At 63.0% G+C, this 22,638-nt stretch carries 23 protein-coding genes; 13 read left to right on the top strand and 10 right to left on the bottom strand.

Translation table 11 applies throughout. The features are described from left to right. Positions 1 to 76: 76 nt before the first annotated feature. Positions 77 to 1,327, bottom strand: a complete 1,251-nt coding sequence (locus tag LB541_RS27735; protein WP_140493640.1) for an N-acetylmuramoyl-L-alanine amidase — start codon at positions 1,325 to 1,327, stop codon at positions 77 to 79. A 650-nt stretch (positions 1,328 to 1,977) separates the two neighbouring features. On the opposite strand from LB541_RS27735, the gene LB541_RS27740 reads away from it, so the two are divergent. Then, positions 1,978 to 4,926, top strand: a complete 2,949-nt coding sequence (locus LB541_RS27740) for a ribonuclease E/G (RefSeq protein WP_224620055.1) — start codon at positions 1,978 to 1,980, stop codon at positions 4,924 to 4,926. Positions 4,927 to 5,017: 91 nt separating this feature from the next. Here LB541_RS27740 and LB541_RS27745 read toward each other — a convergent pair whose 3' ends face one another. Both LB541_RS27745 and LB541_RS27750 read right to left on the bottom strand, forming a co-directional pair. After that, positions 5,018 to 5,947, bottom strand: coding sequence for a glutaminase (locus tag LB541_RS27745; protein WP_140558693.1), 930 nt, complete (start codon positions 5,945 to 5,947; stop codon positions 5,018 to 5,020). A 4-nt stretch (positions 5,948 to 5,951) separates the two neighbouring features. Then, positions 5,952 to 7,100: a pyridoxal phosphate-dependent aminotransferase gene (locus LB541_RS27750; RefSeq protein WP_140558692.1), complete on the bottom strand. Its 1,149-nt coding sequence runs from the start codon at positions 7,098 to 7,100 to the stop codon at positions 5,952 to 5,954. 146 nt (positions 7,101 to 7,246) lie between these two features. Here LB541_RS27750 and LB541_RS27755 point away from each other — a divergent pair, with 146 nt between their 5' ends. The 6 genes from LB541_RS27755 to aat all read left to right on the top strand — a co-directional run bounded on the left by LB541_RS27755 (position 7,247) and on the right by aat (position 12,571). Next, the gene (locus tag LB541_RS27755; protein ID WP_224620056.1) at positions 7,247 to 8,638 is read left to right on the top strand and encodes a M48 family metalloprotease; all 1,392 of its coding nucleotides are present in this window, start codon (positions 7,247 to 7,249) and stop codon (positions 8,636 to 8,638) included. Between the two features lie 62 nt (positions 8,639 to 8,700). Continuing rightward, on the top strand, positions 8,701 to 9,504 hold the full coding sequence (locus LB541_RS27760; RefSeq protein ID WP_140493657.1) for a DsbA family protein: 804 nt from the start codon (positions 8,701 to 8,703) through the stop codon (positions 9,502 to 9,504). Between the two features lie 145 nt (positions 9,505 to 9,649). Then, entirely contained in the window at positions 9,650 to 10,084 is a 435-nt protein-coding gene (gene aroQ, locus LB541_RS27765) for a type II 3-dehydroquinate dehydratase (protein ID WP_140493659.1), read from the top strand. A gap of 26 nt (positions 10,085 to 10,110) precedes the next feature. After that, a complete protein-coding gene (gene accB / locus LB541_RS27770; RefSeq protein ID WP_140493661.1) occupies positions 10,111 to 10,572 on the top strand; it encodes an acetyl-CoA carboxylase biotin carboxyl carrier protein in 462 nt (153 codons plus the stop codon). A 10-nt stretch (positions 10,573 to 10,582) separates the two neighbouring features. Next, positions 10,583 to 11,926 (top strand): acetyl-CoA carboxylase biotin carboxylase subunit, encoded by a 1,344-nt coding sequence (gene accC, locus LB541_RS27775; RefSeq protein WP_140493663.1) that lies wholly within the window; start codon positions 10,583 to 10,585, stop codon positions 11,924 to 11,926. A gap of 27 nt (positions 11,927 to 11,953) precedes the next feature. Then, on the top strand, positions 11,954 to 12,571 hold the full coding sequence (aat, locus tag LB541_RS27780; protein WP_140517639.1) for a leucyl/phenylalanyl-tRNA--protein transferase: 618 nt from the start codon (positions 11,954 to 11,956) through the stop codon (positions 12,569 to 12,571). Positions 12,572 to 12,583: 12 nt separating this feature from the next. Here the strand turns inward: aat and LB541_RS27785 are convergent, their stop codons facing one another. From LB541_RS27785 to LB541_RS27795, 3 genes are all read right to left on the bottom strand, one after another. After that, positions 12,584 to 12,967: a hypothetical protein gene (locus LB541_RS27785; protein ID WP_140493667.1), complete on the bottom strand. Its 384-nt coding sequence runs from the start codon at positions 12,965 to 12,967 to the stop codon at positions 12,584 to 12,586. Between the two features lie 73 nt (positions 12,968 to 13,040). Next, positions 13,041 to 13,598, bottom strand: coding sequence for a DUF2155 domain-containing protein (locus LB541_RS27790; RefSeq protein WP_224620057.1), 558 nt, complete (start codon positions 13,596 to 13,598; stop codon positions 13,041 to 13,043). A gap of 114 nt (positions 13,599 to 13,712) precedes the next feature. Continuing rightward, positions 13,713 to 14,111, bottom strand: a complete 399-nt coding sequence (locus tag LB541_RS27795) for an NADH:ubiquinone oxidoreductase subunit NDUFA12 (RefSeq protein ID WP_140522122.1) — start codon at positions 14,109 to 14,111, stop codon at positions 13,713 to 13,715. A gap of 232 nt (positions 14,112 to 14,343) precedes the next feature. On the opposite strand from LB541_RS27795, the gene panB reads away from it, so the two are divergent. Then, a complete protein-coding gene (panB, locus tag LB541_RS27800) occupies positions 14,344 to 15,186 on the top strand; it encodes a 3-methyl-2-oxobutanoate hydroxymethyltransferase (protein ID WP_140522120.1) in 843 nt (280 codons plus the stop codon). Further along, positions 15,183 to 16,034 (top strand): pantoate--beta-alanine ligase, encoded by an 852-nt coding sequence (gene panC / locus LB541_RS27805; protein ID WP_224620059.1) that lies wholly within the window; start codon positions 15,183 to 15,185, stop codon positions 16,032 to 16,034. The genes panB and panC overlap by 4 nt, the downstream gene beginning before the upstream one ends. 56 nt (positions 16,035 to 16,090) lie before the next feature. Here panC and LB541_RS27810 read toward each other — a convergent pair whose 3' ends face one another. Both LB541_RS27810 and gatB read right to left on the bottom strand, forming a co-directional pair. Beyond that, entirely contained in the window at positions 16,091 to 16,582 is a 492-nt protein-coding gene (locus LB541_RS27810) for a GNAT family N-acetyltransferase (RefSeq protein ID WP_224620061.1), read from the bottom strand. Positions 16,583 to 16,585: 3 nt separating this feature from the next. Next, entirely contained in the window at positions 16,586 to 18,085 is a 1,500-nt protein-coding gene (gene gatB, locus LB541_RS27815) for an Asp-tRNA(Asn)/Glu-tRNA(Gln) amidotransferase subunit GatB (RefSeq protein ID WP_140493678.1), read from the bottom strand. Between the two features lie 290 nt (positions 18,086 to 18,375). Here gatB and LB541_RS27820 point away from each other — a divergent pair, with 290 nt between their 5' ends. Continuing rightward, positions 18,376 to 18,633, top strand: a complete 258-nt coding sequence (locus LB541_RS27820) for a YjhX family toxin (protein ID WP_140517645.1) — start codon at positions 18,376 to 18,378, stop codon at positions 18,631 to 18,633. Between the two features lie 45 nt (positions 18,634 to 18,678). Here LB541_RS27820 and LB541_RS27825 read toward each other — a convergent pair whose 3' ends face one another. Together LB541_RS27825 and LB541_RS27830 are read right to left on the bottom strand one after the other, a co-directional pair. Next, on the bottom strand, positions 18,679 to 19,110 hold the full coding sequence (locus LB541_RS27825) for a CBS domain-containing protein (RefSeq protein ID WP_140493682.1): 432 nt from the start codon (positions 19,108 to 19,110) through the stop codon (positions 18,679 to 18,681). An 87-nt stretch (positions 19,111 to 19,197) separates the two neighbouring features. Continuing rightward, positions 19,198 to 19,956, bottom strand: coding sequence for a rhomboid family intramembrane serine protease (locus tag LB541_RS27830; RefSeq protein ID WP_140561017.1), 759 nt, complete (start codon positions 19,954 to 19,956; stop codon positions 19,198 to 19,200). Positions 19,957 to 20,357: 401 nt separating this feature from the next. Here LB541_RS27830 and LB541_RS27835 point away from each other — a divergent pair, with 401 nt between their 5' ends. The 3 genes from LB541_RS27835 (at position 20,358) to LB541_RS27845 (ending at position 22,529) form a co-directional block, all read left to right on the top strand. Beyond that, positions 20,358 to 20,990: a PAS domain-containing protein gene (locus LB541_RS27835; RefSeq protein WP_140493687.1), complete on the top strand. Its 633-nt coding sequence runs from the start codon at positions 20,358 to 20,360 to the stop codon at positions 20,988 to 20,990. A gap of 119 nt (positions 20,991 to 21,109) precedes the next feature. Next, entirely contained in the window at positions 21,110 to 21,727 is a 618-nt protein-coding gene (locus tag LB541_RS27840; RefSeq protein ID WP_224620063.1) for a PilZ domain-containing protein, read from the top strand. Between the two features lie 193 nt (positions 21,728 to 21,920). After that, the gene (locus tag LB541_RS27845) at positions 21,921 to 22,529 is read left to right on the top strand and encodes a transglutaminase-like cysteine peptidase (RefSeq protein WP_140517647.1); all 609 of its coding nucleotides are present in this window, start codon (positions 21,921 to 21,923) and stop codon (positions 22,527 to 22,529) included. The last annotated feature ends 109 nt before the right edge of the window (positions 22,530 to 22,638 follow it).

Here is a 22,638-nt window from a genome sequence, read left to right on the forward strand (position 1 = left end):
CCGTGAGTCGGAAATAAAAGCGTCGGGTGTTGTCGCCGCGCAACGCTGCCTGTGGTTGCAGGCGTCGTCAGGCATTTCAGCCCCCGGTTCCCGTTCCGGCACGCGCGGAAGCGAACAGCGCGACGGCGTTGGTGATGCTTTGCGCCGCCTTGCCGCGCCAGTCGGCGTCGAGCAGTTGCGCCTCGTCCTTGGCATTCGAGAGATAGCCTAGTTCGACCAGCACGGAGGGGACGTCAGGCGCTTTCAGCACCTTGAACCCAGCGGAACGCTGCGGATTGTTGATGAGGCCGACGCTGGTCGACAACTGGCCGACCAGCGTGTGGGCGAAACTCATCGAAAAGGTGTGGGTCTCGCGGCGGATCAGGTCGATCAGGATATCGGTGACTTCCTTGTTGTCGTCCTTGATCACCATGCCGGCGAACTGGTCCGAGAGATTTTCACGGTCGGCAAGCGCCTGCGCTTCCGGATCCGAAGCCTTGTCGGAAACGGTATAGACGGTCGCGCCACGGATGCCCTTGAGGCTGATGGTGTCGGCATGAATGGAGATGAGCAGGTCGGCCTCATGCTGGCGAGCGATGCGCACGCGGTCGTCCAGCCGCAAATATTCGTCGGTGTCGCGCGTCATGAAGACATCGTATCTGCCGACGGCGGCGAGCTTGTCGCGCAGTTCCGTGGCGAAAGCCAGCGTGACGTTCTTTTCGACGGTGCCGTTCAGGCCCTCGGCACCGCCATCGACGCCGCCATGGCCCGGATCGATGACGACGGTGAAGCGATGGCCCGGATTGGAGACCGGCCCGGTGCCGACCCGCCCGCCCTTGTCGGTCGAAACCGTGGAACCGGTGGTCAGCGCCTGATTGGCAAGGGCAGTGTCGAACTCGCGTTCGGAGGCCGCCGACATGTCGATGGCGATGCGGTAGCCCGCGCCGTCCTCGTTCTTGAGAACATCGAGCTTGTCGACCGCGAACGGCCCCTTCCCGGTGAGAACCAGCCGCGACACGCCTGCCTCCAACTCACCCAGGCGCACGCCCTTGACCAGCCCGCGAGGCTTCAAATCCTTGGCATCGATGGCTAACTTCGTATTCGCCAGATCGATGACCAGACGATTGGGCCCGCGCAAAAGGAACCATTTGACGTCGGGCTCGCGGTCGAAATCCATGACGATGCGCATCTTGGTGGCATCGCCCGCCATCTTGTAACCGGTTGCCGTGAGCGGGGCATCGGCGGCGTTGGCGACCAACGAAATGGTCATCGACAGCAGGAGGCAGAAGATCGCGAGCAAACGGCCGCCGGCACGACTGCCCTTGTCTGTGAAGCCTGCCAGTCCCATCTCTTTGCAGTCGCTCCCGGTTTGGCGCCAAGGCGCCCGGTCATGTAGTCGAAGTGCCGGTTAGGCCGCGAACTCGATTAACGATTGGTATCCAGAGAAGGTTAACCAAGCCTTTTCACGCGAGGCCCGGACCCGTGCTTACGTGGCGGAACCGCTTTTGCCGGCGTCGGAAAACGGGGTTGCCTTCCAACCCGCCAAATCATAAAAGCGATAGTGGATCACTGCAATCCTGGAACCGCCCTCCTCCGCAGCTTCCCGCTACAGGTGAGACGAAAGGCGGCTCCTTTCGCTCCATGCGAGAAGGGTTCAGGTGATCGCGACGAATTTCGCAGGTGTGCGCCCGTGGCGGGGGAATCGCCTGCGTGAGGAAAACGGCCGGGTTTGTCCCGCGCCGGCTCTGTATGAGCAAACAAGCTGGTCCGGTTTCCGGGCTTTGGTTCAAAAGGTTCTGCTGGTGACGATGGCTTCAAGCGCAATCATGGAAAGGTCCGCATCAAACCGCGCCAATATGGCTGCGGGCGGCACCGCCATGGCGCGCAGGCACCGTCCGGCGGACATTCAGACATCCGGCACCCACATTCATCCAGACACACAGCAGCGGCCCTTGCGCCGCAAGCTGCGGCTGACGGCTGCCGGGGGGAAACGAAATAATGCCCAACAAAATGCTGATAGACGCCTCCCACCCGGAGGAAACACGCGTTGTCGTCGTACGCGGTAATCGTATCGAAGAATTCGACTTTGAATCACAGGACAAGAAGCAGCTCAAAGGAAACATCTATCTCGCCCGCGTAACGCGCGTCGAACCCTCCCTTCAGGCAGCCTTTGTCGAATATGGCGGCAACCGTCACGGTTTCCTCGCCTTCAGTGAAATACACCCCGACTACTACCAGATCCCCGTCGCCGACCGTCAGGCGCTGCTGCGCGCCGAAGCGCAGGAAGCCGAGGACGAGGACGATGAGGACGGCGAAGGCGACGACCGCCAGAGCCGCGATCGCGGCCGGCGCGGGCGCCGGCGCGGCGGCAAGGGCCGCGACCGCGCAGAACACAAGCGCGATGCGAGCGGGGCCGATGCCGACGAGGCAACCGAAACGGCCGGCGAGGCAGGCGACGCCGACAATGGCAATGACGCCGTCTCGGAGAACACTTCCCACGGTTCGGAAACCATCGAACATGCGGCCGATATCCCGGAACAGGCCGCGGATGCATCCAATCATGGCGAAGCCTCCCCCGAGCAGAGCGACGAATCGTCCGGACAGGACGAAGGCGAGACCCGCGAGGGCGGCCCGACGTCGATCGCCGCCTCCGTCGACGCCGACGTGATTTCCGAACCCGTCCCGCTGACGGAACAGGGCAGTGAATCCAGCGACGATGATCGCGGCATGCTGGAAGAGGTTCAGTCTTCGCATCCGGACGATCACGAGGTCGAATCGGTCGGCGCCGAGGATGCCCTGGAGGAAGCGCGCAACCGCCGTAAGCCGATGCGCCGCCAGTACAAGATCCAGGAAGTGATCAAGCGCCGCCAGATCCTGCTGGTGCAGGTTGTCAAGGAAGAGCGCGGCAACAAGGGCGCAGCGCTCACCACCTATCTGTCGCTTGCCGGCCGCTATTCCGTGCTGATGCCGAACACGGCGCGCGGCGGCGGAATTTCGCGCAAGATCACCAGTGCTGTGGACCGCAAGCGCCTCAAGGAAGTGGTCGCCGATCTCGAAGTGCCGCAAGGCATGGGCGTCATCCTGCGCACCGCAGGCGAGAGCCGCACCAAGGCCGAGATCAAGCGCGATTACGAATATCTGATGCGGCTTTGGGAGAACGTGCGCAATCTCACGCTCCAGTCCACGGCCCCTGCCCTCGTCTACGAGGAAGGCAGCCTGATCAAGCGTTCGGTGCGCGACCTCTATAACAAGGACATCGACGAGATCCTCGTCTCCGGCGAAGAGGGCTACCGCGAGGCCAAGGACTTCATGCGCATGCTGATGCCGAGCCACGCCAAGGTGGTTCAGCCGTTCCGCGATACGACGCCGATCTTCGTGCGCAACGGTATCGAGGCGCAGCTTGACCGCATGCTGCAGCCGCAAGTGACGCTGAAGAGCGGCGGCTACATCATCATCAACCAGACCGAGGCGCTGGTCGCCATCGATGTCAATTCGGGCCGCTCGACCAAGGAGCACTCGATCGAGGACACCGCACTCCACACCAATCTGGAAGCAGCGGAGGAAGTCGCCCGCCAGCTCAGGCTGCGCGACCTTGCCGGCCTGATCGTCATCGACTTCATCGATATGGAGGAGAACCGCAACAACCGCGCCGTCGAGAAGCGGTTGAAGGATCACCTCAAGAACGACCGCGCGCGTATCCAGGTCGGCCGCATCTCGCATTTCGGCCTGATGGAGATGTCGCGCCAGCGCATCCGCGCCAGCGTGCTGGAATCGACCATGAAGCCTTGCCCGCATTGCGGCGGCACCGGCCATGTGCGCTCCGATTCGTCTGTCGCGCTGATGGTGGTCAGGGCGATCGAGGAGTTCCTGCTCAAGGATTCGCGCAGCCACATCACAGTTCGCACGCCCGCGGCGACCGCGCTCTATGTGCTCAACCACAAGCGCGGCACGCTGGTGGAACTGGAAAGCCGCTTCGGCCTGACCATCACGCTTGAGGCCGACGACACGGTCGGTTCGCAGCATTATGCGATCTTCCGCGGCGCGCTGGCCGAAAAGCCTGAAGGCTTCGTCGAGGCACGCACCCTGCCGGCCTATGTCGAACCGGAAGAGCTCGAGGATGAGACCATCGTCGAGGAGGAAGACGAAGCACCGGCCCAGGCCGAACAGCCGCGTCAGCCGCAGCAAGGTCAGCACCAGCAGAGGCCCGGCGAAGAGGGCGAAGGCCGCGACCGCAAGCGCCGCAAGCGTCGCAGACGCCGCGGCGGCAAGGATCGCGATCGCGAGCATGGCCACACCGACGGTGCTTCCGTGTCCGCGCAGACCGAAGATTTGTCCACGTCGGAAAGTCCGGTGAGCCGTGACGAGGCGGAAGCCGGCGACGATGCCCCGGTCCCCGCGGTCGGAACTGCCGAAACGGCGGAAGCATCCGACGAAGGCCAGGGCAAGAAGCGTCGCCGCGGCAAGCGTGGCGGCAAGCGCAACCGGCGCGAGGACGGCGAAGGCGAGGCCGAGGCGAGCGCCGATGAAGCGACCGAACCTTCCGGGGTCGATGCTTCCGAAAGCGAGCCTGTGATCGAGCCGGTAGCCGTCGTGGCTGCGGAAGAGCCGGCGGCTTCAGTGAGCGACGAGGCGACGACCGCCGAGAAGCCCAAGAGGCCGCGGCGTGTAGCCAAGCCGAAGAAGGCAGCCGCCGAGGCCGTCGCCGAGGAGCCGACCGCCGAACTGGCCGTTCCGGTTCCCGCCGAGACGCCAGCCACGGCATCGGACGAGGCGGCGGCAGCGACCGCCGAGGAAAAGCCGAAGGCCCGTCCGTCGCGACGCAAGCCGGCGGCCATCGATGCGCCGGTCGTGCCGGTGGTTTCCTCGACCGTCGCCGAAGAGCCGGAAACCAAGACCGAAGAGAAGCCGAAGCGCGCCGGCTGGTGGCAGCGGAAAGGTTTCTTCTGAGATTTCAGCCCTTTGAACTGACTTCCTGAATAAAAAATCCCGCGCCGGTCGAAAGACGGCGCGGGATTTTCATATCCGGTTTGCCGGAACGTTACGGCGCGAAGATCGACCAGTTCATCATCCTGGCAAGCTTTTCCAGGGCGATCGAGCCCAGCTTGGAATTGCCGTTGGCGTTGAGGCCGGGCGACCAGACGGCGAGCGAGGCGACGCCGGGCACGATGCCCAATATGCCGCCGCCGACGCCGCTCTTGCCCGGAATGCCGACGCGGAAGGCAAAATCGCCGGAGCCGTCATAGTGGCCGCAGGTCAGCATCATGGCGCCGATGCGGCGTGCCCGCTCGACCGACACCACGGAATGTCCGGTCGCCGGATTTTTGCCGCCATTGGCGAGGAACCGGCCGGCCATCGCCAGCTGCCGGCAGCTCATGGCGATGGCGCAATGGTGGAAATAGACGCCGAGCGCCAGCTCCGGCGCATGATGAAGATTCCCGAAGGATTTCATGTAGTTGGCGAGCGCGAAGTTGCGATAGCCGGTGGCGCGCTCCGACGCTGCCACCTCACGGTCGATGATGATGGTCTCGTCGTCGGCGAGGAACTGGATGAAGCGCAGGATCTCGCCGATCGCCTCGCGCGGCTGGTGGCCGGCAAGCAGGATGTCGGAGATGACAATGGCGCCGGCATTGATGAAGGGATTGCGCGGAATGCCGTTCTCATGCTCGAGCTGCACGATCGAGTTGAACGGATTGCCCGAAGGCTCGCGCCCTACCCGCTTCCACAGCGCGTCGCCGACATTGCCCAGCGCCAGCGTCAAGGTGAACACTTTCGAGATGCTCTGGATCGAAAAGGGCTGGTCGGCGTCGCCCGCCATCAGCACACGGCCGTCATTGGTGACGGCTGCGATGCCGAATTTCTTGGGATCAACCTTGCCGAGCTGCGGGATATAGGTGGCGACCTCGCCGCGATCGGTGCGTTCGGCCATTTCGACCGCGACTTCGGCCAGGGCGTGCTCGAGTTCCGGCATGGATCTACCTCAGCCAGCGTTCGATGCGCGCCAATGCCTCGACCATGTCGTCATGGCTGCCGGCATAGGAGAAACGCATGGTGCGGTGCCCGGCCTGGGTGTCGAAATCACGGCCGGGCGTGGCCGCGACATGCGCCTCGGCCAGCATCTTGCGGGCGAAAGCCATGCTGTCATTGCTGTGCCGGGTGACGTCGCAAAAGGCATAGAAGGCGCCATCCATCGGTGCGGCCAGCGGAAAGCCGAGCTCCGGCAGACGCTTCATCAGGAGCTCGCGGTTCCAGGCATAGCGACCCTTGACCGCTTCCAGCTCCTCGGTAGCGGCAAAGGCCTCGATTGCAGCGACCTGCGACAATTCCGGCGGCGAGATGTAGAGGCTCTGCGCAATGCGCTCGATGGGCCGCACCAGCGCTTCCGGCAGCACCATCCAGCCGATGCGCCAGCCGGTCATGCAATAGTATTTCGAGAAGGAGTTGATCGCCGTGACACCGGTGCCAAAGGCGAGTGCCGTGGTGTCGGGCGCCGCATAGGCCAGCCGGTGGTAGATCTCGTCGGAGATGACGGCAATGCCGAGCGCCTCCGCAGTCCGGACCAGGTCCGCGAGATCATCGGCCGGAATGACCGCGCCGGTCGGGTTGGCGGGACTTGCGAACAGCACGCCCTTCAGCGGTTTTTCGCGATGCGCGGTCTCCAGGTGAGCGGCATGAAGATATGCCGCATCGCCGAGCTCTATCTCGATCACTTCGATGCCCAGCGCCGCCATGATGTTGCGATAGGCGGGGTAGCCGGGCGCTGCGATGGCGACGCGGTCACCGGGATCGAACATTGCCAGGAAGGCGAGATTGAAGGCGGCCGAGGATCCCGTGGTGACCGCGATCCGGTCGGGCGCGACATCAAGCCCGTAGTGATCCCCATAGTGTTCCGCGATCGCCTTGCGCAATCCAGCCAGGCCCAGCGCATCGGTATAGCCAATACGCCCGTCCTGCAAAGCCCTGGCCGCCGCGGCACGAACGCGGGCCGGAGCCGGATCGGACGGCTGGCCGACGGCCATGGAAATGACCGGCGCGCCCGTCGCTCTCAGCCGGTTCGCCTCGGCCAGCACATCCATGGCGTGGAAGGGTTCGACATTGCCACGGCGTGAGAGCGAAACGACCATTTTGACCTCGATCCGACGATTGAGCGCACCACGTCCTGGCGCATGCGCCGCACAAATGCCCGATTGGTGTGAGGATCACAAGTTGAGGAAGTTTTTCCGGTGCCGACTTTTCATCTTTCGCCCGCTCGTCTACCAGTGGACACGTCATGTTGAGCCGACCCAAATCGATGGTTGCCTGGGTAGCGCGCGTCCTTGCGACGCTTTCGCTTGGCGTCGCCGTCGCGGTGTCTGGTTCCATCAGCGCCTTGGCCCAGAACGTGCCGGTGGTGCGCGATGCCGAGATCGAGGCGCTGGTGCGCGACTACGCCGGCCCGATCTTCAAGGCCGCCGGTCTGGCGAATGACGGCATCGACATCGTCCTGGTCAACGACCAGAGCTTCAATGCCTTCGTCACCGGACGCAGGCTGTTCATCAACACGGGCGCCTTGATGGAAGCCGAAACGCCCAACGAGATCATCGGCGTCATCGCCCACGAGGCCGGCCATATCGCCGGCGGCCACCAGCAGAAACTGCGTGACCAGCTCGAGCGCGCCAAGACGATGGCCATCATCGCAACCTTGCTGGGCGCCGGCGCCATGGTCGCCGGGGCGACCACCAACAGCCGCGGACTTGCCGGCGCCGGCGTGGGCGTGGCGGCTGGCGGCGGCGAGATGGCGCAGCGCAGCATTCTCGCCTATCAGCGCACCGAGGAAATGACGGCCGACCGCTCGGCGATCACCTATCTCAACGCCACCGGCCAGTCCGGCATGGGCATGCTGAAGACGTTTCAGCGTTTCCAGACGGCCTTGTCGCTGTCGGGCGCGCAGGTCGATCCCTACCGGATCAGCCATCCAATGCCGCGCGATCGAATCTCCAACCTCGAAGTGCTGGTCAAGCAGAGCCCCTATCTCGACAAGGTCGATGCGCCGGCACTGCAATTGCGCCACGACATGATGCGGGTGAAGATCGCTGTCTACATGGAAGGCCAGGCCGCCGCGTCGCGGCTGATGCGAAAGATGCAGGGCAGCCTTGCCGCGCAGTATGGCGAGGCCCAATCGGCCTATCTTTTCGGCAACATCGCCACCGCACTCGCCAAGACCAACGCCTTGATCAAAGCCCAGCCCGGCAACGCCTATTTCCAGGAATTGCGCGGCGATATATTGATGAAGGCGAACAAGCCCAAGGAAGCTGCCGATGCCTACGCCAAGGCAGTCAGCCTCGACAAGGCGCGATCTGGATTGCTGCCGGTTTCGCTCGGCCAGGCGTTGATGGCGACGGGCACCCCAGACGCTCTGAAAAAGGCCGTGGTGCAGATCAACAACGGCTTGCGACGCGACAAGGAAAATTCCGTGGGATACCGCTATCTGGCGCAGGCCTATGGCGAATTGGGAGACATACCGGGCGCCGAGCTCGCCACGGCCGAGGGTCATTTCTATTCCGGTAACTACAAGGATGCGAAGATCTTCGCCATGCGAGCGCAGCAGCAACTCAAACGCGGCGAGCCGCGATGGATACGCGCCCAGGACATCATAAACTACAAGCCGTCGGGCAAGGTATAGTGAACCTTCCGGCCGTGCGCTGCGACGCAGCCAGATCGGAAAACAGGCAAAGGAACGGAACGATGAAAAAGGCACTGCTGCTGGGCACCACGGGAGTTGCGATAGCCCTTGCCATGCTGGCGTTCGGTTTCGTGGCCGGCAGCCCGCAAATCGCGGAAGCCGGTGCGGCGCAACCGCTTCAGACGGCAGCGGCCGATACCAAGATCGACCGCACCGAGGTCGAAGGCATCATCCGCGATTATCTCCTGAAGAATCCGGAAGTGCTGCTGGAAGTCCAGGATGCGCTCGAGGCCAAGCAGAAAGAAGAGCAGCGCATTGCCCATCTCGGCGTCATCAAGGGCGCCAAGGAGCAGATCTTCAACTCCTCCTTCGACGGCGTGGTCGGAAACCCGAAAGGCAAGGTCACGATCGTCGAGTTCTACGACTACAATTGCGGCTTCTGCAAACGCGCCATCGAAGACATGCAGGCGCTGACCAAGGCCGATCCGGACCTGCGTTTCGTGCTCAAGGAGTTCCCGATCCTCGGCCCGGATTCGCAGAAGGCCAGCGTCGTCTCGATGGCCTTCCACCTGATGATGCCGCAGAAGTACGGTGAGTTCCACAATGCGCTGCTCGGCGGCCAGGGACGCGCCACCGAGGCGGCGGCGATCAAGGTCGCGCTTTCGCTCGGCGCCGACGAAGCGACGCTGCGTGAAAAGATGAAGGACCCGTCCATCACCGAAGCCTTCTCCAAGACCTACGATCTCGCCAACAAGCTGGCGATCACCGGAACGCCGTCCTATGTCGTCGGCAACGAGGTCGTGTTCGGGGCGCTCGGACAGGAAGTCCTGGCGGAGAAGATCGAGGCGGCGAAAGCCGCGCTTTGATCGGCCGCGGGTTTTCTTCACGGGCGCATTTCTGCCTGTTGTGGACAGTGAAAGAACGCACTTGCGCTCTTTCCGCGGGCGTCTATGCCCATTATAGAGGGCCCAGCGCCGGTTTGACGCCGGTGCCGGAAAAGGTCGGCATTTTTTGAAAACGGTTTTCGTCCTGAACGGTCCCAATCTCAACGCGCTCGGCAAGCGCGAGCCTGGCATCTATGGCGGCAAGACGCTTGCCACCATCGCGGACGACTGCAGAGAGGCGGGCGCGGCGCTCGGGCTCGAAATCGATTTCCGCCAGTCGAACCACGAGGGCGACCTCGTCGACTGGATCCAGGAAGCCGGCGACAAGGCCGCCGGCATCGTCATCAATCCCGGCGCCTATAGCCACACCTCGATCGCGATTCACGACGCCATTCGTTCCGTGGCGCCGCTGCCGGTCGCCGAGGTCCATCTTTCCAATATCCATGCGCGGGAATCATTCCGCCACGTCTCCATGGTCGCGCCGGTCGCTGTCGGCATGATCTGTGGCTTTGGGCCGCTCGGCTACACGCTGGCGCTTCAGGCGCTGGCCGCACGCCTATGACCGGCCAACAAACAGAAGGCTCGAAAATGTCGATAAAGAAGACCGGTGTTGACCAGCAGCTGATCCGCGACCTGGCGGGCATACTGAACGACACCAATCTCACCGAGATCGAAGTCGAGCTGGGTGACCTGAAGGTGCGCGTATCGCGGCAGGCACCGGCCGTTCACGCGATAGCCGCGCCGCAGCCGGCCTTTGCGCCGGCGCCGGCGGCCCAACCTGCCACCGCAGCCGTTCCGGCCGCGGCCGACGTGTCGAAAAACGCCGTGGCCTCCCCCATGGTCGGCACCGCCTACCTGGCGCCCTCGCCGGATGCCAAGCCGTTCATCGAGATCGGCCAGAACGTCAAGGAAGGGCAGACGCTGCTGATCATCGAAGCGATGAAGACGATGAACCAGATCCCCTCGCCGCGCGCCGGCACGGTGACGGCGATCCTGTTCGAGGACGCACAGCCGGTCGAATACGGCATGCCGCTCGTCGTGATCGAGTAGAGCGGCCCTAATGTTCCAGAAGATTCTCATCGCCAATCGCGGCGAAATCGCGCTTCGGGTGCTGCGTGCCTGCAAGGAGCTTGGCATCCAGACGGTGGTGGTGCACTCGACCGCCGACGCCGACGCCATGCATGTTCGGCTCGCCGACGAGAGCGTATGCATCGGGCCACCGCCATCGCGCGACAGCTACCTCAATATCCACCAGATCGTCGCCGCCTGCGAGATCACCGGCGCCGACGCCGTGCATCCCGGCTACGGTTTCCTGTCGGAGAACGCCAAGTTTTCCGACATATTGGCCGCGCACAACATTACCTTTATCGGTCCGACCGGCGACCATATCCGTATCATGGGCGACAAGATCGAAGCCAAGCGCACCGCCAAGCGCCTCGGCATTCCGGTGGTTCCCGGCTCCGACGGTGCGGTGACCGAGGAAAAGGAGGCCAAGCGCATCGCCGCAGAGATCGGCTATCCCGTGATCATCAAGGCGTCGGCCGGCGGCGGCGGACGCGGCATGAAAGTGGCGCATACCGAGGCCGACCTCGAAGTCGCCTTGCAGACGGCCCGCTCGGAAGCGGGCGCGGCCTTCGGCGATGACGCCGTCTATATTGAAAAGTACCTGCAAAAGCCGCGCCATATCGAGGTTCAGGTGTTCGGCGACGGCTTTGGCCGGGGCGTGCATTTCGGCGAGCGCGACTGCTCCTTGCAGCGCCGCCACCAGAAAGTCTGGGAAGAGGCCAATTCACCCGCGCTCAACGCCGAGGAACGCTCGCGCATCGGCGATATCTGCGCCAACGCCATCGCCGACCTCGGCTATTCCGGCGCCGGCACGATCGAGTTCCTCTACGAGAATGGCGAGTTCTATTTCATCGAGATGAACACGCGCCTGCAGGTAGAGCATCCGGTGACGGAGGCTATCACTGGCATCGATCTGGTGCATGAGCAGATCCGTGTCGCCTCGGGCGGCGGTCTTTCGGTCAAGCAGGAAGACATCCGCTTCCAGGGCCATGCCATCGAGTGCCGCATCAATGCAGAGGATCCGCGCACCTTCACGCCCTCGCCCGGCACGATCACCCATTTCCACACGCCAGGCGGCCTTGGCATCCGTGTCGATTCCGGCGTCTATTCAGGGTACAAGATCCCGCCTTACTACGACAGCCTGATCGGCAAGCTGATCGTGCACGGGCGCAACCGCGTCGAATGCATGATGCGGCTGCGCCGGGCACTGGACGAATTCGTCGTCGACGGAATCAAGACGACGTTGCCGCTGTTTCGCGACCTCGTCGGCAACGCCGACATCGCCAATGGCGACTATGACATCCACTGGCTGGAAAAATATCTGGCCAAAGGCGAATAGCCCCGGACTTGCCGCTATAATGAAGCGATGACTCGCCCCTACGCGCCAGGCTATCGTATCCCGACCGACCTTCTGCTCAAGGCCTACGCCTCGGGCGTCTTCCCGATGGCCGAAAGCGCCGCCGATCCGGAAGTGTTCTGGGTGCGGCCGGAGACGCGCGGCATCATTCCGCTCGACCGCTTCCACACGCCGAAAAGTCTGAAGAAGGCGCTTCGGCGAAACCTCTTCGACATCCGTTTCGACTTCGATTTCGAGGCGACGATCGATGGCTGCGCCGAAAGGCGCGAGGAGCGCCGTTCCACCTGGATCAACGCGCCGATCCGGGAGGCCTATGTGCAGTTGCATCGCATCGGCCATTGCCATTCTGTCGAGGCCTGGCGCGAGGAGCGGCTGGTCGGCGGCCTCTACGGTGTCTCCCTGGGGAGGGTGTTCTTCGGCGAAAGCATGTTTTCCCGGGAAACGGATGCTTCGAAGATCTGCCTTGTGCATCTCGTCGAACGCCTGCAGGCGCGCGGTTTCGCACTGCTCGACACGCAGTTCACCACCGAACACCTCAAGCGCTTCGGCGCAATCGACGTGCCGCGCGGCAAATACGAGAAGATGCTGGCCGACGCGCTGAAGGGTGAAGCGGTGTTTTTCCCCTGATGATCCAGCCCGTCAGCGGACCTTCGTTTCCAGCGGAGCCTGCGAATGGAACATCATCTTCCAGCCGTTGACGCGATGGACATAGCCGGTGCTGACCAGCGCCGCGTAGGCTTCGCCATTGCCCTTCACGGCATGCGCCTCATAGGCCAGGATGACGATGTCGCTGCCTGGTTCGACCACGCCCTTGAGATCGATCTCGAGATCACGCCATCGCTTGGGATCGGCGGCGGTTTCGGCGAGATCGGCATTGCTCATGGTCTGGGCCATCTGCGGAAATGCCACGAGGCACTCGGTGTCGGCATTGGCCGCGAAAAATGCCGAATCGCCTGTCCAGAAGCCCTTTTCGAGCTCAAGCAGTTCCTTGATGCTGGCGGTGATCCGCTTTCTGGCAGACATCGGAAAATCCTCCCGGCGCGCATCGTGTGGCCGTCAGGGCCCAACGCGTTGCCCTCAGGGCGGTTCCGAAGGATCAGTTGGTGCTGGTCGTAGGCGGTTCCGTGGCTTCCGGTTCGGCCGCAGCCGGAGCGGCCGTGGCATTCGGCTGGGCCGTATCGGGCTTGGCCGCATCGGTCTTGGCCGAATCGGGCGCTGGCACATCCGACTTCTGCTTGCAGGCCTTCAGCCAGACGTCATAGACGGCATGCTCGACGGCATTGAGACCAGGGCTTTCGGCAAACATCCAGCCAGTGAAGATGCGGCGGATCTTGCGGTCGAGCGTGATCTCGTCGACTTCGACAAAAGAATCGGTCTTCGGCTCCTCGTTCTGCGGCCGAGAGTAGCAGACGCGCGGCGTCACCTGCAAAGCACCGAACTGCACCGTCTCGTCGATATAGACGTCGAAGGTGATGATGCGGCCGGTGATCTTGTCAATGCCGGCGAATTCGGCGACCGGGTTGGTGATTCGATCCGACCCCGGCGCTGGCGCGGGTGCGGCCGGCGTTGGCGAAGCGGCAAGTGCCGCTGTGCCAACGGTGAGCCCGGCGGCTACCATCAGTGCGCCCATCGATGTCAGGCTGGAAATGCTCATGCAGGGATACCGGTGGTTAGCGCCCGGGTGATTCTCTATCACAAAGGCTAGTCGCCGTTTTCTGATCAGCAAGCAGCTAAACACCAATTGTGGCGATAAAGGATCGACGCCCGCTTATGATCCGGGCGTCCAGGCGTCGTAGTCGCCGGTGACCTGCGGGCGGTGCTGGTTGGTCAGCACCGAGCCCTTCGGACGATAGGCTGAGGGCGAGCCGGTCAGGTTCGGTTGATGCGGTTTCTGCCAGTCGCGCGGCTTGTAATCGTCGCTCGGCGGCGCGACGTCGACGCGGTGATGAATCCAGCCGTGCCAGCCGGGCGGGATAGAAGAAGCCTCGGAATAATCGCGATAGATGACCCAGCGGCGCGTGCGTCCTTCGGAATCGACACCGCCTTCGTAGTAGACGTTGCCCACCTCGTCCTGCCCGACCTTCCTGCCGTGCCGCCAGGTGTGCAGGCGCGTGCCAAGCGTCTGGCCGTTCCACCAGGTGAAAAACTGCTTAAGGAAAGTCTTCATCTTCAAACCCTCGCGCCGATGGCGTCCGTTTCCTGCTTATGGCGTCAGCCCTTCGTGAAGGCAAGGGGCTTGCCGCCAAGAGGGCGCAAATGGCGCGCCGGTAAGGCGACACAAGCCGGTGATGCATTGCCGGCGCCGTATGGTGCTTGCCAACCACCCTCAGCCTTTCTAAAGCTCTGCGCGCGCGCCCCGTGCGGGTATCCGGCCGACCCTTGGCCGAAGGAGGTGACGATTGGCCAGGGAATCGCCGACCGCCGACATTCGCATCGGCGCCGATGCCATTCGCCGCCGCAAGCGTGGCGTGCCAATCGTCTGTCTCACCGCCTATACCTACCCCATCGCCCGCCTGCTCGACGAGCATGTCGATCTGCTCCTCGTCGGCGACAGCGTCGCAATGGTCCTGCATGGCCACAAAACGACGCTGGGCGCCTCGCTGGAGATGATGATCGCGCATGGGCAAGCGGTGATGCGCGGCTCGGCCAGGGCTTGCGTCGTCGTCGACATGCCAGCCGGCAGCTATGAGGATTCGGCTGCCCAAGCGGTTGCCTCGGCGCGGCGTATCGTTGGCGAAACCGGCTGCCAGGCTGTGAAACTCGAGGGCGGCGTCGGTATGGCCCGGCAGATCGCCGCGGTCGTCGATGCCGGCATCGCGGTCATGGGCCATATCGGCCTGCTGCCGCAATCCGTCGAGAAGGATGGCGGCTACAGGATCAAGGGCCGGACCGACGAGAATGCGGCAGCGCTGTTTGCCGATGCGCGCGCCGTCGAAGAAGCCGGCGCCTTTTCGATGGTCATCGAGGGCACGGTCGAAGCGGTCGCGGCCGAAATCACCCGCCGCATCGCCATTCCGACTATCGGCATCGGCGCGAGTGGCGTTTGCGACGGCCAGATCCTGGTCATAGACGACATGGTCGGGCTCACCGTCGACCGCGTGCCGAAATTCGTCAAGGAGTACGCCGATTTGCGCAGCGTGGTCTCGCAGGCGGCCGCACGTTACGCCAGCGAGGTACGAGACCGGACATTCCCCGGTTCCGAAAATGTGTTTTCGGCCACCTTGGGCAAGGACAACCGATGAGCCGGCCCCTCGTCGTCGACACGGTCGCCGGCCTTCGCGCGCGGATCCGCGACTGGCGGCGCGACGGCCTTCGCGTCGCCATGGTGCCGACAATGGGCGCCTTGCACGAAGGGCACCTGTCGCTGGTCAGGATCGCGCTTGAAAGAGCCGAGCGCTGCATCGTCTCGATCTTTGTCAACCCGACGCAGTTCGCGCCGAGCGAGGATCTCGACAAATATCCACGTCAGCTCGCCCGCGATCTCGACCAGCTGGCTTTGGCCGGAGCCGATCTTGCCTACACGCCTGGGGTTGGTGAGATGTATCCTGCCGGCTTTGCCACCAAAATCTCGGTCGGCGGTCCCTCCGCCGGGCTCGAATCGGATTTTCGACCGACTTTTTTCGAAGGCGTCGCCACCGTCGTGGCGAAGCTGTTCCTGCAGGCGTCGCCCGACGTCGCGGTCTTTGGCGAAAAGGATTATCAGCAATTGTGCGTCGTCAGGCAGCTCTGCCGCGACCTCGACCTGCCCGTTGAAATCATCGGCGCGCCGACGATCCGCGACGCGCATGGCCTCGCCATGTCATCGCGTAACGCCTATCTCGGCGAGGCCGAACTCCAGATCGCCCGCCGGCTCAACGTGATCCTGCGCAAGGCAGCCGCGGCGCTGGCGGCCGGCGCCGACCAGAACGGCGCGACAGGCGAAGCCAGCCGCGCCCTACTCGCGGCCGGCTTCCACAAGATCGATTATGTCGAAGCTCGCGAGAGCCGGACGCTGACGCCGTGGCGCCGCGGGCACGAGGGCCGCCTGCTCGCCGCCGCCTGGCTGGGCAAGACCAGGCTGATCGACAATGTGGACGTCTCCACCAGTTAGACTGCGGCTCGATCGCTGAATTCGACCGCCGGATTGCGCACCCGAAAGGTCCGCCGCTATGCGGCAAGCGGCCTTTCATAGACGAGCGCCGGGATAGCGGATTGGGCCGAACCGCAATTGTCGGTGCGGCCGGTCTGGACGAAGCCGTTCGCCTGGTAGAAGGCAATTGCGCGCGTGTTCTTCTCTTCCACTTCCAGCCGGATGGCGCGGGCCTCAGGGAAGCTTTCGATGATCTCGTCGAGAAGCATGCCGCCGATGCCCCGGCCCTGCAGGCCGGGCTGCACGTAAAGCTGCTTCAGCATGACCACGCCGCCATCGAGCGCTTCGGCAAATGCCATGCCGCCAATGCGCTGGCCATCGTCGGCGACGAGGAACTCGCTGTTTGGCTTCGCCAGCCGCGCCTTGAGCGAGGCGATCGAATGCCACGCATCGGTGATCTCTGTCACCCGTTCGGCGCCATAGATGGCGTCGTAAGTCGCATGCCAAGTCTCGACCAGCAGCGCCCGGATGGCGGCGAGGTCGCGATCCCCGGCGGTGCGCACGAACATAGCCTACTCGATGCCCAGCTTGGCCTTGACCAGGTCATTGACGGCCTGTGGGTTGGCCTTGCCGCCGGTCGCCTTCATCACCTGGCCGACGAACCAGCCGGCCATGGTCGGCTTGGCGCGCGCCTGCTCGACCTTGTCCGGGTTGGCCGCGATCACCTCGTCCACCGCTTTTTCGATAGCGCCGGTGTCGGTAACCTGTTTCATGCCGCGGCTCTCGACCAGTTGGCGCGGGTCGCCGCCCTCGTTCCAGACGATCTCGAACAGGTCCTTGGCAATCTTGCCGGAGATGGTGCCATCCTTGATCAGGTCGATGATAGCGCCGAGCTGGTCTGGCGAAACCGGAGCGTTTTCAATGTCTTTGCCAGCTTTGTTCAATTGTCCGAGCAGGTCGTTGATGACCCAGTTGGCGGCGAGCTTGCCGTCGCGGCCGGCGGCCACCTTCTCGAAATAGTCGGCGATCGGCTTTTCCGACACCAGGATCGAGGCATCGTAAGTCGAGAGGCCGAGCGAGGAGATCAATCGCGCCTTCTTGTCGTCGGGCAGTTCCGGCAGTTCCTTGGCCAGCGCTTCGACATAGGCCTGGTCGAATTCCAGCGGCAACAGGTCGGGATCTGGAAAATAGCGGTAGTCGTGCGCCTCTTCCTTGGTGCGCATCGAACGGGTTTCGCCCTTGACGGCGTCGAACAGCCGCGTTTCCTGGTCAATCGTGCCGCCATCCTCGATGATAGCGATCTGCCGGCGCGCCTCGAAATCGATCGCCTGGCCTATGAAGCGGATCGAATTGACGTTCTTGATCTCGCAGCGCGTGCCGAATTCGCCGCCCGGCCGGCGCACCGAAACGTTGACGTCCGCGCGCATGGAGCCTTCGTCCATGTTGCCGTCGCAGGTGCCGAGATAGCGCACGATGGTGCGCAGCTTGGTGACATAGGCCTTGGCTTCGTCGGCCGAACGCATGTCCGGTTTCGACACGATTTCCATCAGCGCCACGCCGGAGCGGTTGAGATCGACATAGGACATGGTCGGATGCTGGTCGTGCATCGACTTGCCGGCGTCCTGCTCCAGATGCAGGCGCTCGATGCCGACCTCGATGTCCTCGAACTCGCCCTGGCGGTCCGGCCCGACGGAGACGATCACCGTGCCCTCGCCGACGATCGGCTGCTTGAACTGCGAGATCTGGTAGCCCTGCGGCAGGTCCGGGTAGAAATAGTTCTTCCGGTCGAAGACGGACTTGTGGTTGATCTGCGCCTTCAAGCCGAGGCCGGTACGGATCGCCTGCTTGACGCATTCCTCATTGATGACGGGGAGCATGCCGGGCATTGCCGCATCGACCAGGCTGACATTGGCGTTGGGGGCAGCGCCGAACGACGTCGAAGCGCCGGAAAAGAGTTTTGCTTCCGATGTCACCTGCGCGTGGACCTCGAGCCCGATGATGATTTCCCAGTCGCCGGTGGCGCCGGGGATCAGGCGTTTCGCGTCGGGCGTGCGGGTATCGATGATGCTCATGGTGGCCTGCGAATTACGGGGATCGAACTCACGTTCGGACGTGAGTTTCACGTTAAAAATTAAAGTCATTCGCTAGTGCAAACCGCATCGCGAGACAAGCGTAAAGCCGCCCGCTGGCCTTTTCCGCCGCTTTCGCCTATAGGCCATCCATCCCAATGGAGAGTGGATGTCCACTTACGCTCAGTCCCGGTAAGGCCCTGACCTTGTAGCGAGGCAGGGCAGAAAACCTGAAACCCCGCGCCGCGAAGCTTCGCGGCGGCGGCTTTTGTTGTTTTCCCGGAAACTCTCCCATGGATATTTCGCGTATTGAACAACGCGTTCTGCACCTGCTCGCGCAGGGCGGACGCATTGAGATCGAAAAAAGTGAGAAGAAACGGATCGCCTCCGTCAAATGCCTGACCCGCGACGGCTGGCACTACCCCGACGTCGATCTCGACCTGTTTCGGGAGCTGAAGCGCAAGAAGGCGGTTTCGTCGTCGGGCGGCGGCCCCTACCGCATCACGCGGCGCGGGCTCCAACTCGTCCGCTCCGAACTCGACAACAGGTAACTATCGCCCCGCCGACCGTTTGCGCGGCCGGCGGTTGCTTGCCGCTCAGGCGGTAGCGATATAGGCGCGGATTTCCTCAGCCTCGCGCTCGACATCCTCGATACGACGCTTGACCACGTCACCGATCGACACGATGCCGTCGAGCATGCCGTCCTTTTCCACCGGAAGATGGCGGAAGCGGCCCCGGGTCATGATCTCCATCACCTCGTTGACGGTGTGGTTCTCGTTGCAGATCTTCACTTTCGGCGTCATCGCGGAACGAACGGCTATGTCGAGCGCGGCAGCGCCTTCCCTGGCGACGACGCGCACGATGTCGCGCTCGGACAGGATGCCGACGATCTTGCGGTCTCCATTGGTGATGACCAACGCCCCGATCCTGTGTTCGGCAAGGATACGGATGGCTTCGCTCAGTTTTTCGTTCGGCCCGAGCGTCAACACGTCGTGGCCTTTTTGCTCGAGAATGGCCTTAACCGTCATGGCGTCCTCCTCTACTCTGCCAACCGGTTCCTGCCGTGACCGGCTTTCACGTAAGAGTGAACATCGTGCGCCGCGATCGGTTGCATTTCAAGTGCGGTGGTCGGTCGTCTCCCAGTCGAGCGGCTGCCAGCGCCTGTCGAACCAGCGCAAGCTGAAGAAGCCGGCGACAAAGCCGCCAATGTGAGCCTCCCAGGCGATCTGGCTGTCGACCCCGGGGGCGAAGCCGACAAGGCCGGTGACAAGGTTGATCACCATCCAAACGGCAAGGAAGATCATCACGCCACGCGAGCGCAGCACCATTGCGATCGGCAGCACGGGGCCGGCGAAAGCGGCTTTGCCCGCCGAACGATCCGTACGGAAGCCAAAGCGTGCCGCCGCTCCCATCATGCCCGATATCGCACCGGAAGCGCCGACCAGCGGCGCTTCGCCATATGGATGCATGGCCCAGAAAAGCGCCACTGAAGCCAGTCCCGTCGCGGCGAAGAACAACGCGAACCAGAAGGCTCCGAGCCGATTGGCCAGCGGCGAGCCAAAGGCAGCGAGCCAGACCATGTTGATGGCGATATGGGCAAATCCACCATGCATGAAGGCATAGGTGAAGGGCCGCGTGAACAGGAACCAGTCGAAGCCGTATTGGCCAGTGTAGAGGACAGGGATGAAGGCTCCGTCGTAAAGCAGTGTCATTTGCTGAGCATCACTCAGCACGTATTGCTGCAACAGGTAGATGGCCACGCAAATGGCGATCACCGCCAGCACGATCGGCGGCAGGTTGAAGATCGGCTCGCGACGCGGCTCGGGCTCGCGATCCGCCTGTTCTATTTCCGGTGGGCTTACAGGTTCACTCATGTGCACTAGCACTCGGTCCAGGATTCGTTGTTGCGAGCATCTAGACCACTGCCCGCCGGACCACAAAGGGCGAATCGCCGAGCGCGAATCAAAAGTGCCGAATCAAAAGAAAGCCGTCCAAGGTTTCCCTTGAACGGCTGTCGAGTCCCCTGTTCCCCCGAACTCTTGACTGAAGTGCTGCCGATCGTCGCGAAACGACCGCTTCTGGAGTGGTTTTTGTGTGCCACGCGGCTCGACCGGGCGCAACGTAAACCACTTGTTAACCTTAACGGCCCCGACCCGTGAACAAGTGTTAACGACGCTGGCACGCTTCCTGCTCCGCAACGCATGTAGGTCATCGGAGGGCGCCCTTCTGTTCACCGATGGGACATCAGACGACAGAATGCGCGGAGCTGCTTAGCATGAACCAGAACGGATCGATCACGCTGTTCCAGTATTGGAACCGCTTGCGTGATGGACGCCCTGCCCCGAAGCGCTCGGAAGTGGAGCCGGCCGATATCAAGTCGCTGCTGGCCGACACCTTCATCCTGGAAAGGGACACGCGCGGGCAAGCGGTGTTCCGGCTGGCCGGCACAAGGCTCTGCGCCTCCTATGGCCGCGAACTCAAGGGGTTCTCCTTTCCCTCGCTGTGGCGCGAGAAGGACCAGCGGCTGGTCTCGAAGCTGATCCATGGCGTGTTCGACCAGAAATCCGTCGTGCTGATCATGTTCGAGGGCTTCAGCCGCAACGGCCGTTCCAACAAGTTCGAACTGCTTGCCTTGCCGCTGGATGGCGGCGTCGAAAACCCGCGTTGCCTTGGCGTGATCAGCGCTGTGGAGAAGCCGTTCTGGCTGGGCGCCGACCCGCTCACGGACGCGTTGATCGATTCGATCCGTGTCATCGATCCCGAAAAAGAGTTGCTGGCGAGCCGGCCGGCGATCGACGTTCCCTCGCTTGTTCCCGCCGAACTGGAGGCGCCCGAAACCATCTCCGCGCTCGGCCGAGCGCGCCGCATCCGCCACCTCGTCGTCTTCGATGGCGGGCGCGAGGAATAGTTGACGATCCTACAGCCCCGCCTGCCCGTTTTTCCCCTTTGTTAACCCGCTTTGCTGTAGTTCTGGGATGAAGTCCCTGACATCGGCGCGCGGGGATGCCAAATGGGGTGTAGGCAGTCATGAGGTTAGCGGCGGTCGACTACGCGCCGTCCCAAGCTGAGAGACGTAACTTTCAGCGCGTCCGGGTCAAGATATACGGGCGCTTCATGCTGGAAGACCGCACCGAACATCCTTGCCAGGTCGTCGATATGTCGCCGGGTAACGTCGCGTTTCGCACGGACCGCATCGGCATGCCCGGTGAAAAGGTCATCGCCTATGTCGACCATATCGGCCGCATAGAAGGCGTCGTCACCCGCACCTTGCAGGACGGTTTCGCAATGACGGTGATTGCGTCGGACCGCAAGAAGGACAAGCTCGCCGCGCAATTGACGTGGCTCGCCAACAAGCACGAGCTCGATCTGCCGGAAGACCGCCGCCACGAGCGCGTCGCCCCCCGCAACCCGACCAGCATCCTGCAGCTCACCGACGGGCGTCAGTACCAGTGCCGCATCATCGACCTGTCGCTCTCCGGCGCCGCGATCGAGATCGATGTCAAGCCGGCGATCGGCGTCCAGGTCATGCTCGGCACCATGCGCGGACAGATCGTGCGGCATTTCGAGGATGGCGTCGCCATCGAATTCGCCGTTATCCAGCGGCCTGAGACGCTCGATTCGGAATTCAACACGCCGCGCGCCTGACAAGGCCCAACAGCGTCCAGATCAAAACCGGCCGCGCGGCCGGTTTTTTGTATTTTACGACAACGATTGACCACTCAAAAGTTTCAAATTTGATACCTATTCTAGGGACGTTTTACTCAATATCTACTGCGCGCTTTTGCGTCGAATAAATCCACCTGTGGCAATGTCTCCCTCGAACGGGGAGACAAAAACAATGAAGAAAACGAGAGGCAAGCTGTTGCTGATGGCAATGGCGATGCAGCTTTCCGCTTGGGGATCAGCATATGCCGCGGGACCGGCCTATATGCACACCGGCGGCCGCACCACACAGCCTGTCGGACACTATGAATTCTGCCAGCGCATACCGGGCGAATGCAGCGAGCGGACACCCAAGGGGGCGCCGGTCGAACTGACCCGCAAGCTGTGGGCGACGATCCTCAGCATCAACAATTCGGTCAATACCCGCGTCAAGCCGCGCACCGACATGGAAAACAACGGCGTCGAGGAATATTGGGCCTATCCCGACAATGGCTATGGCGATTGCGAGGACTACGCGCTGGAAAAGCGCCGCGAGCTGATGGACGCCGGCGTTCCGGCCGGCAACCTGTTGATGACGGTCGCGCGCCAGCCGAACGGTGACGGCCACGCGGTGCTGACCGTGCGCACCAGCCTCGGCGAATTCATCCTCGACAATCTGGAAACCAAGGTCCTGTCCTGGACGGACACCGACTACACCTACCTCAAGCGACAGTCGGATACCAATTCCGGCGTCTGGGTGACGATCAACGACGGCCGCGCCGACGCGGTCGCCAGCGTCCGCTGAAGGCGTCGATCCGGCACGCGTGAACCAGAGACCAGGCGCTACGCATCAACGCGATGCGCCTAAGGAGAAACCCGGTCGAGTCCCCACCCCCCCCCGCCCCACGCCCCGG

Origin of the sequence: Mesorhizobium sp. BR1-1-15, from assembly GCF_020165475.1 — a bacterium.
Lineage (GTDB): Bacteria > Pseudomonadota > Alphaproteobacteria > Rhizobiales > Rhizobiaceae > Mesorhizobium.

Coding starts and splice junctions, on each gene's coding strand:
- LB541_RS27745 (WP_140558693.1), bottom strand. CDS start 5,947: ATGCCGGAACTCGAGCACGCCCTGGCCGAAGTCGCGGTCGAAATGGCC.
- LB541_RS27750 (WP_140558692.1), bottom strand. CDS start 7,100: ATGGTCGTTTCGCTCTCACGCCGTGGCAATGTCGAACCCTTCCACGCC.
- panC (WP_224620059.1), top strand. CDS start 15,183: ATGAGCCGGCCCCTCGTCGTCGACACGGTCGCCGGCCTTCGCGCGCGG.
- accB (WP_140493661.1), top strand. CDS start 10,111: ATGTCGATAAAGAAGACCGGTGTTGACCAGCAGCTGATCCGCGACCTG.
- LB541_RS27785 (WP_140493667.1), bottom strand. CDS start 12,967: ATGTCTGCCAGAAAGCGGATCACCGCCAGCATCAAGGAACTGCTTGAG.
- LB541_RS27845 (WP_140517647.1), top strand. CDS start 21,921: ATGAAGAAAACGAGAGGCAAGCTGTTGCTGATGGCAATGGCGATGCAG.
- LB541_RS27835 (WP_140493687.1), top strand. CDS start 20,358: ATGAACCAGAACGGATCGATCACGCTGTTCCAGTATTGGAACCGCTTG.
- LB541_RS27790 (WP_224620057.1), bottom strand. CDS start 13,598: ATGAGCATTTCCAGCCTGACATCGATGGGCGCACTGATGGTAGCCGCC.
- LB541_RS27840 (WP_224620063.1), top strand. CDS start 21,110: ATGAGGTTAGCGGCGGTCGACTACGCGCCGTCCCAAGCTGAGAGACGT.
- accC (WP_140493663.1), top strand. CDS start 10,583: ATGTTCCAGAAGATTCTCATCGCCAATCGCGGCGAAATCGCGCTTCGG.
- LB541_RS27825 (WP_140493682.1), bottom strand. CDS start 19,110: ATGACGGTTAAGGCCATTCTCGAGCAAAAAGGCCACGACGTGTTGACG.
- LB541_RS27795 (WP_140522122.1), bottom strand. CDS start 14,111: ATGAAGACTTTCCTTAAGCAGTTTTTCACCTGGTGGAACGGCCAGACG.
- LB541_RS27810 (WP_224620061.1), bottom strand. CDS start 16,582: ATGTTCGTGCGCACCGCCGGGGATCGCGACCTCGCCGCCATCCGGGCG.
- LB541_RS27830 (WP_140561017.1), bottom strand. CDS start 19,956: ATGAGTGAACCTGTAAGCCCACCGGAAATAGAACAGGCGGATCGCGAG.
- LB541_RS27760 (WP_140493657.1), top strand. CDS start 8,701: ATGAAAAAGGCACTGCTGCTGGGCACCACGGGAGTTGCGATAGCCCTT.
- LB541_RS27820 (WP_140517645.1), top strand. CDS start 18,376: ATGGATATTTCGCGTATTGAACAACGCGTTCTGCACCTGCTCGCGCAG.
- LB541_RS27735 (WP_140493640.1), bottom strand. CDS start 1,327: ATGGGACTGGCAGGCTTCACAGACAAGGGCAGTCGTGCCGGCGGCCGT.
- gatB (WP_140493678.1), bottom strand. CDS start 18,085: ATGAGCATCATCGATACCCGCACGCCCGACGCGAAACGCCTGATCCCC.
- LB541_RS27740 (WP_224620055.1), top strand. CDS start 1,978: ATGCCCAACAAAATGCTGATAGACGCCTCCCACCCGGAGGAAACACGC.
- LB541_RS27755 (WP_224620056.1), top strand. CDS start 7,247: ATGTTGAGCCGACCCAAATCGATGGTTGCCTGGGTAGCGCGCGTCCTT.
- aat (WP_140517639.1), top strand. CDS start 11,954: ATGACTCGCCCCTACGCGCCAGGCTATCGTATCCCGACCGACCTTCTG.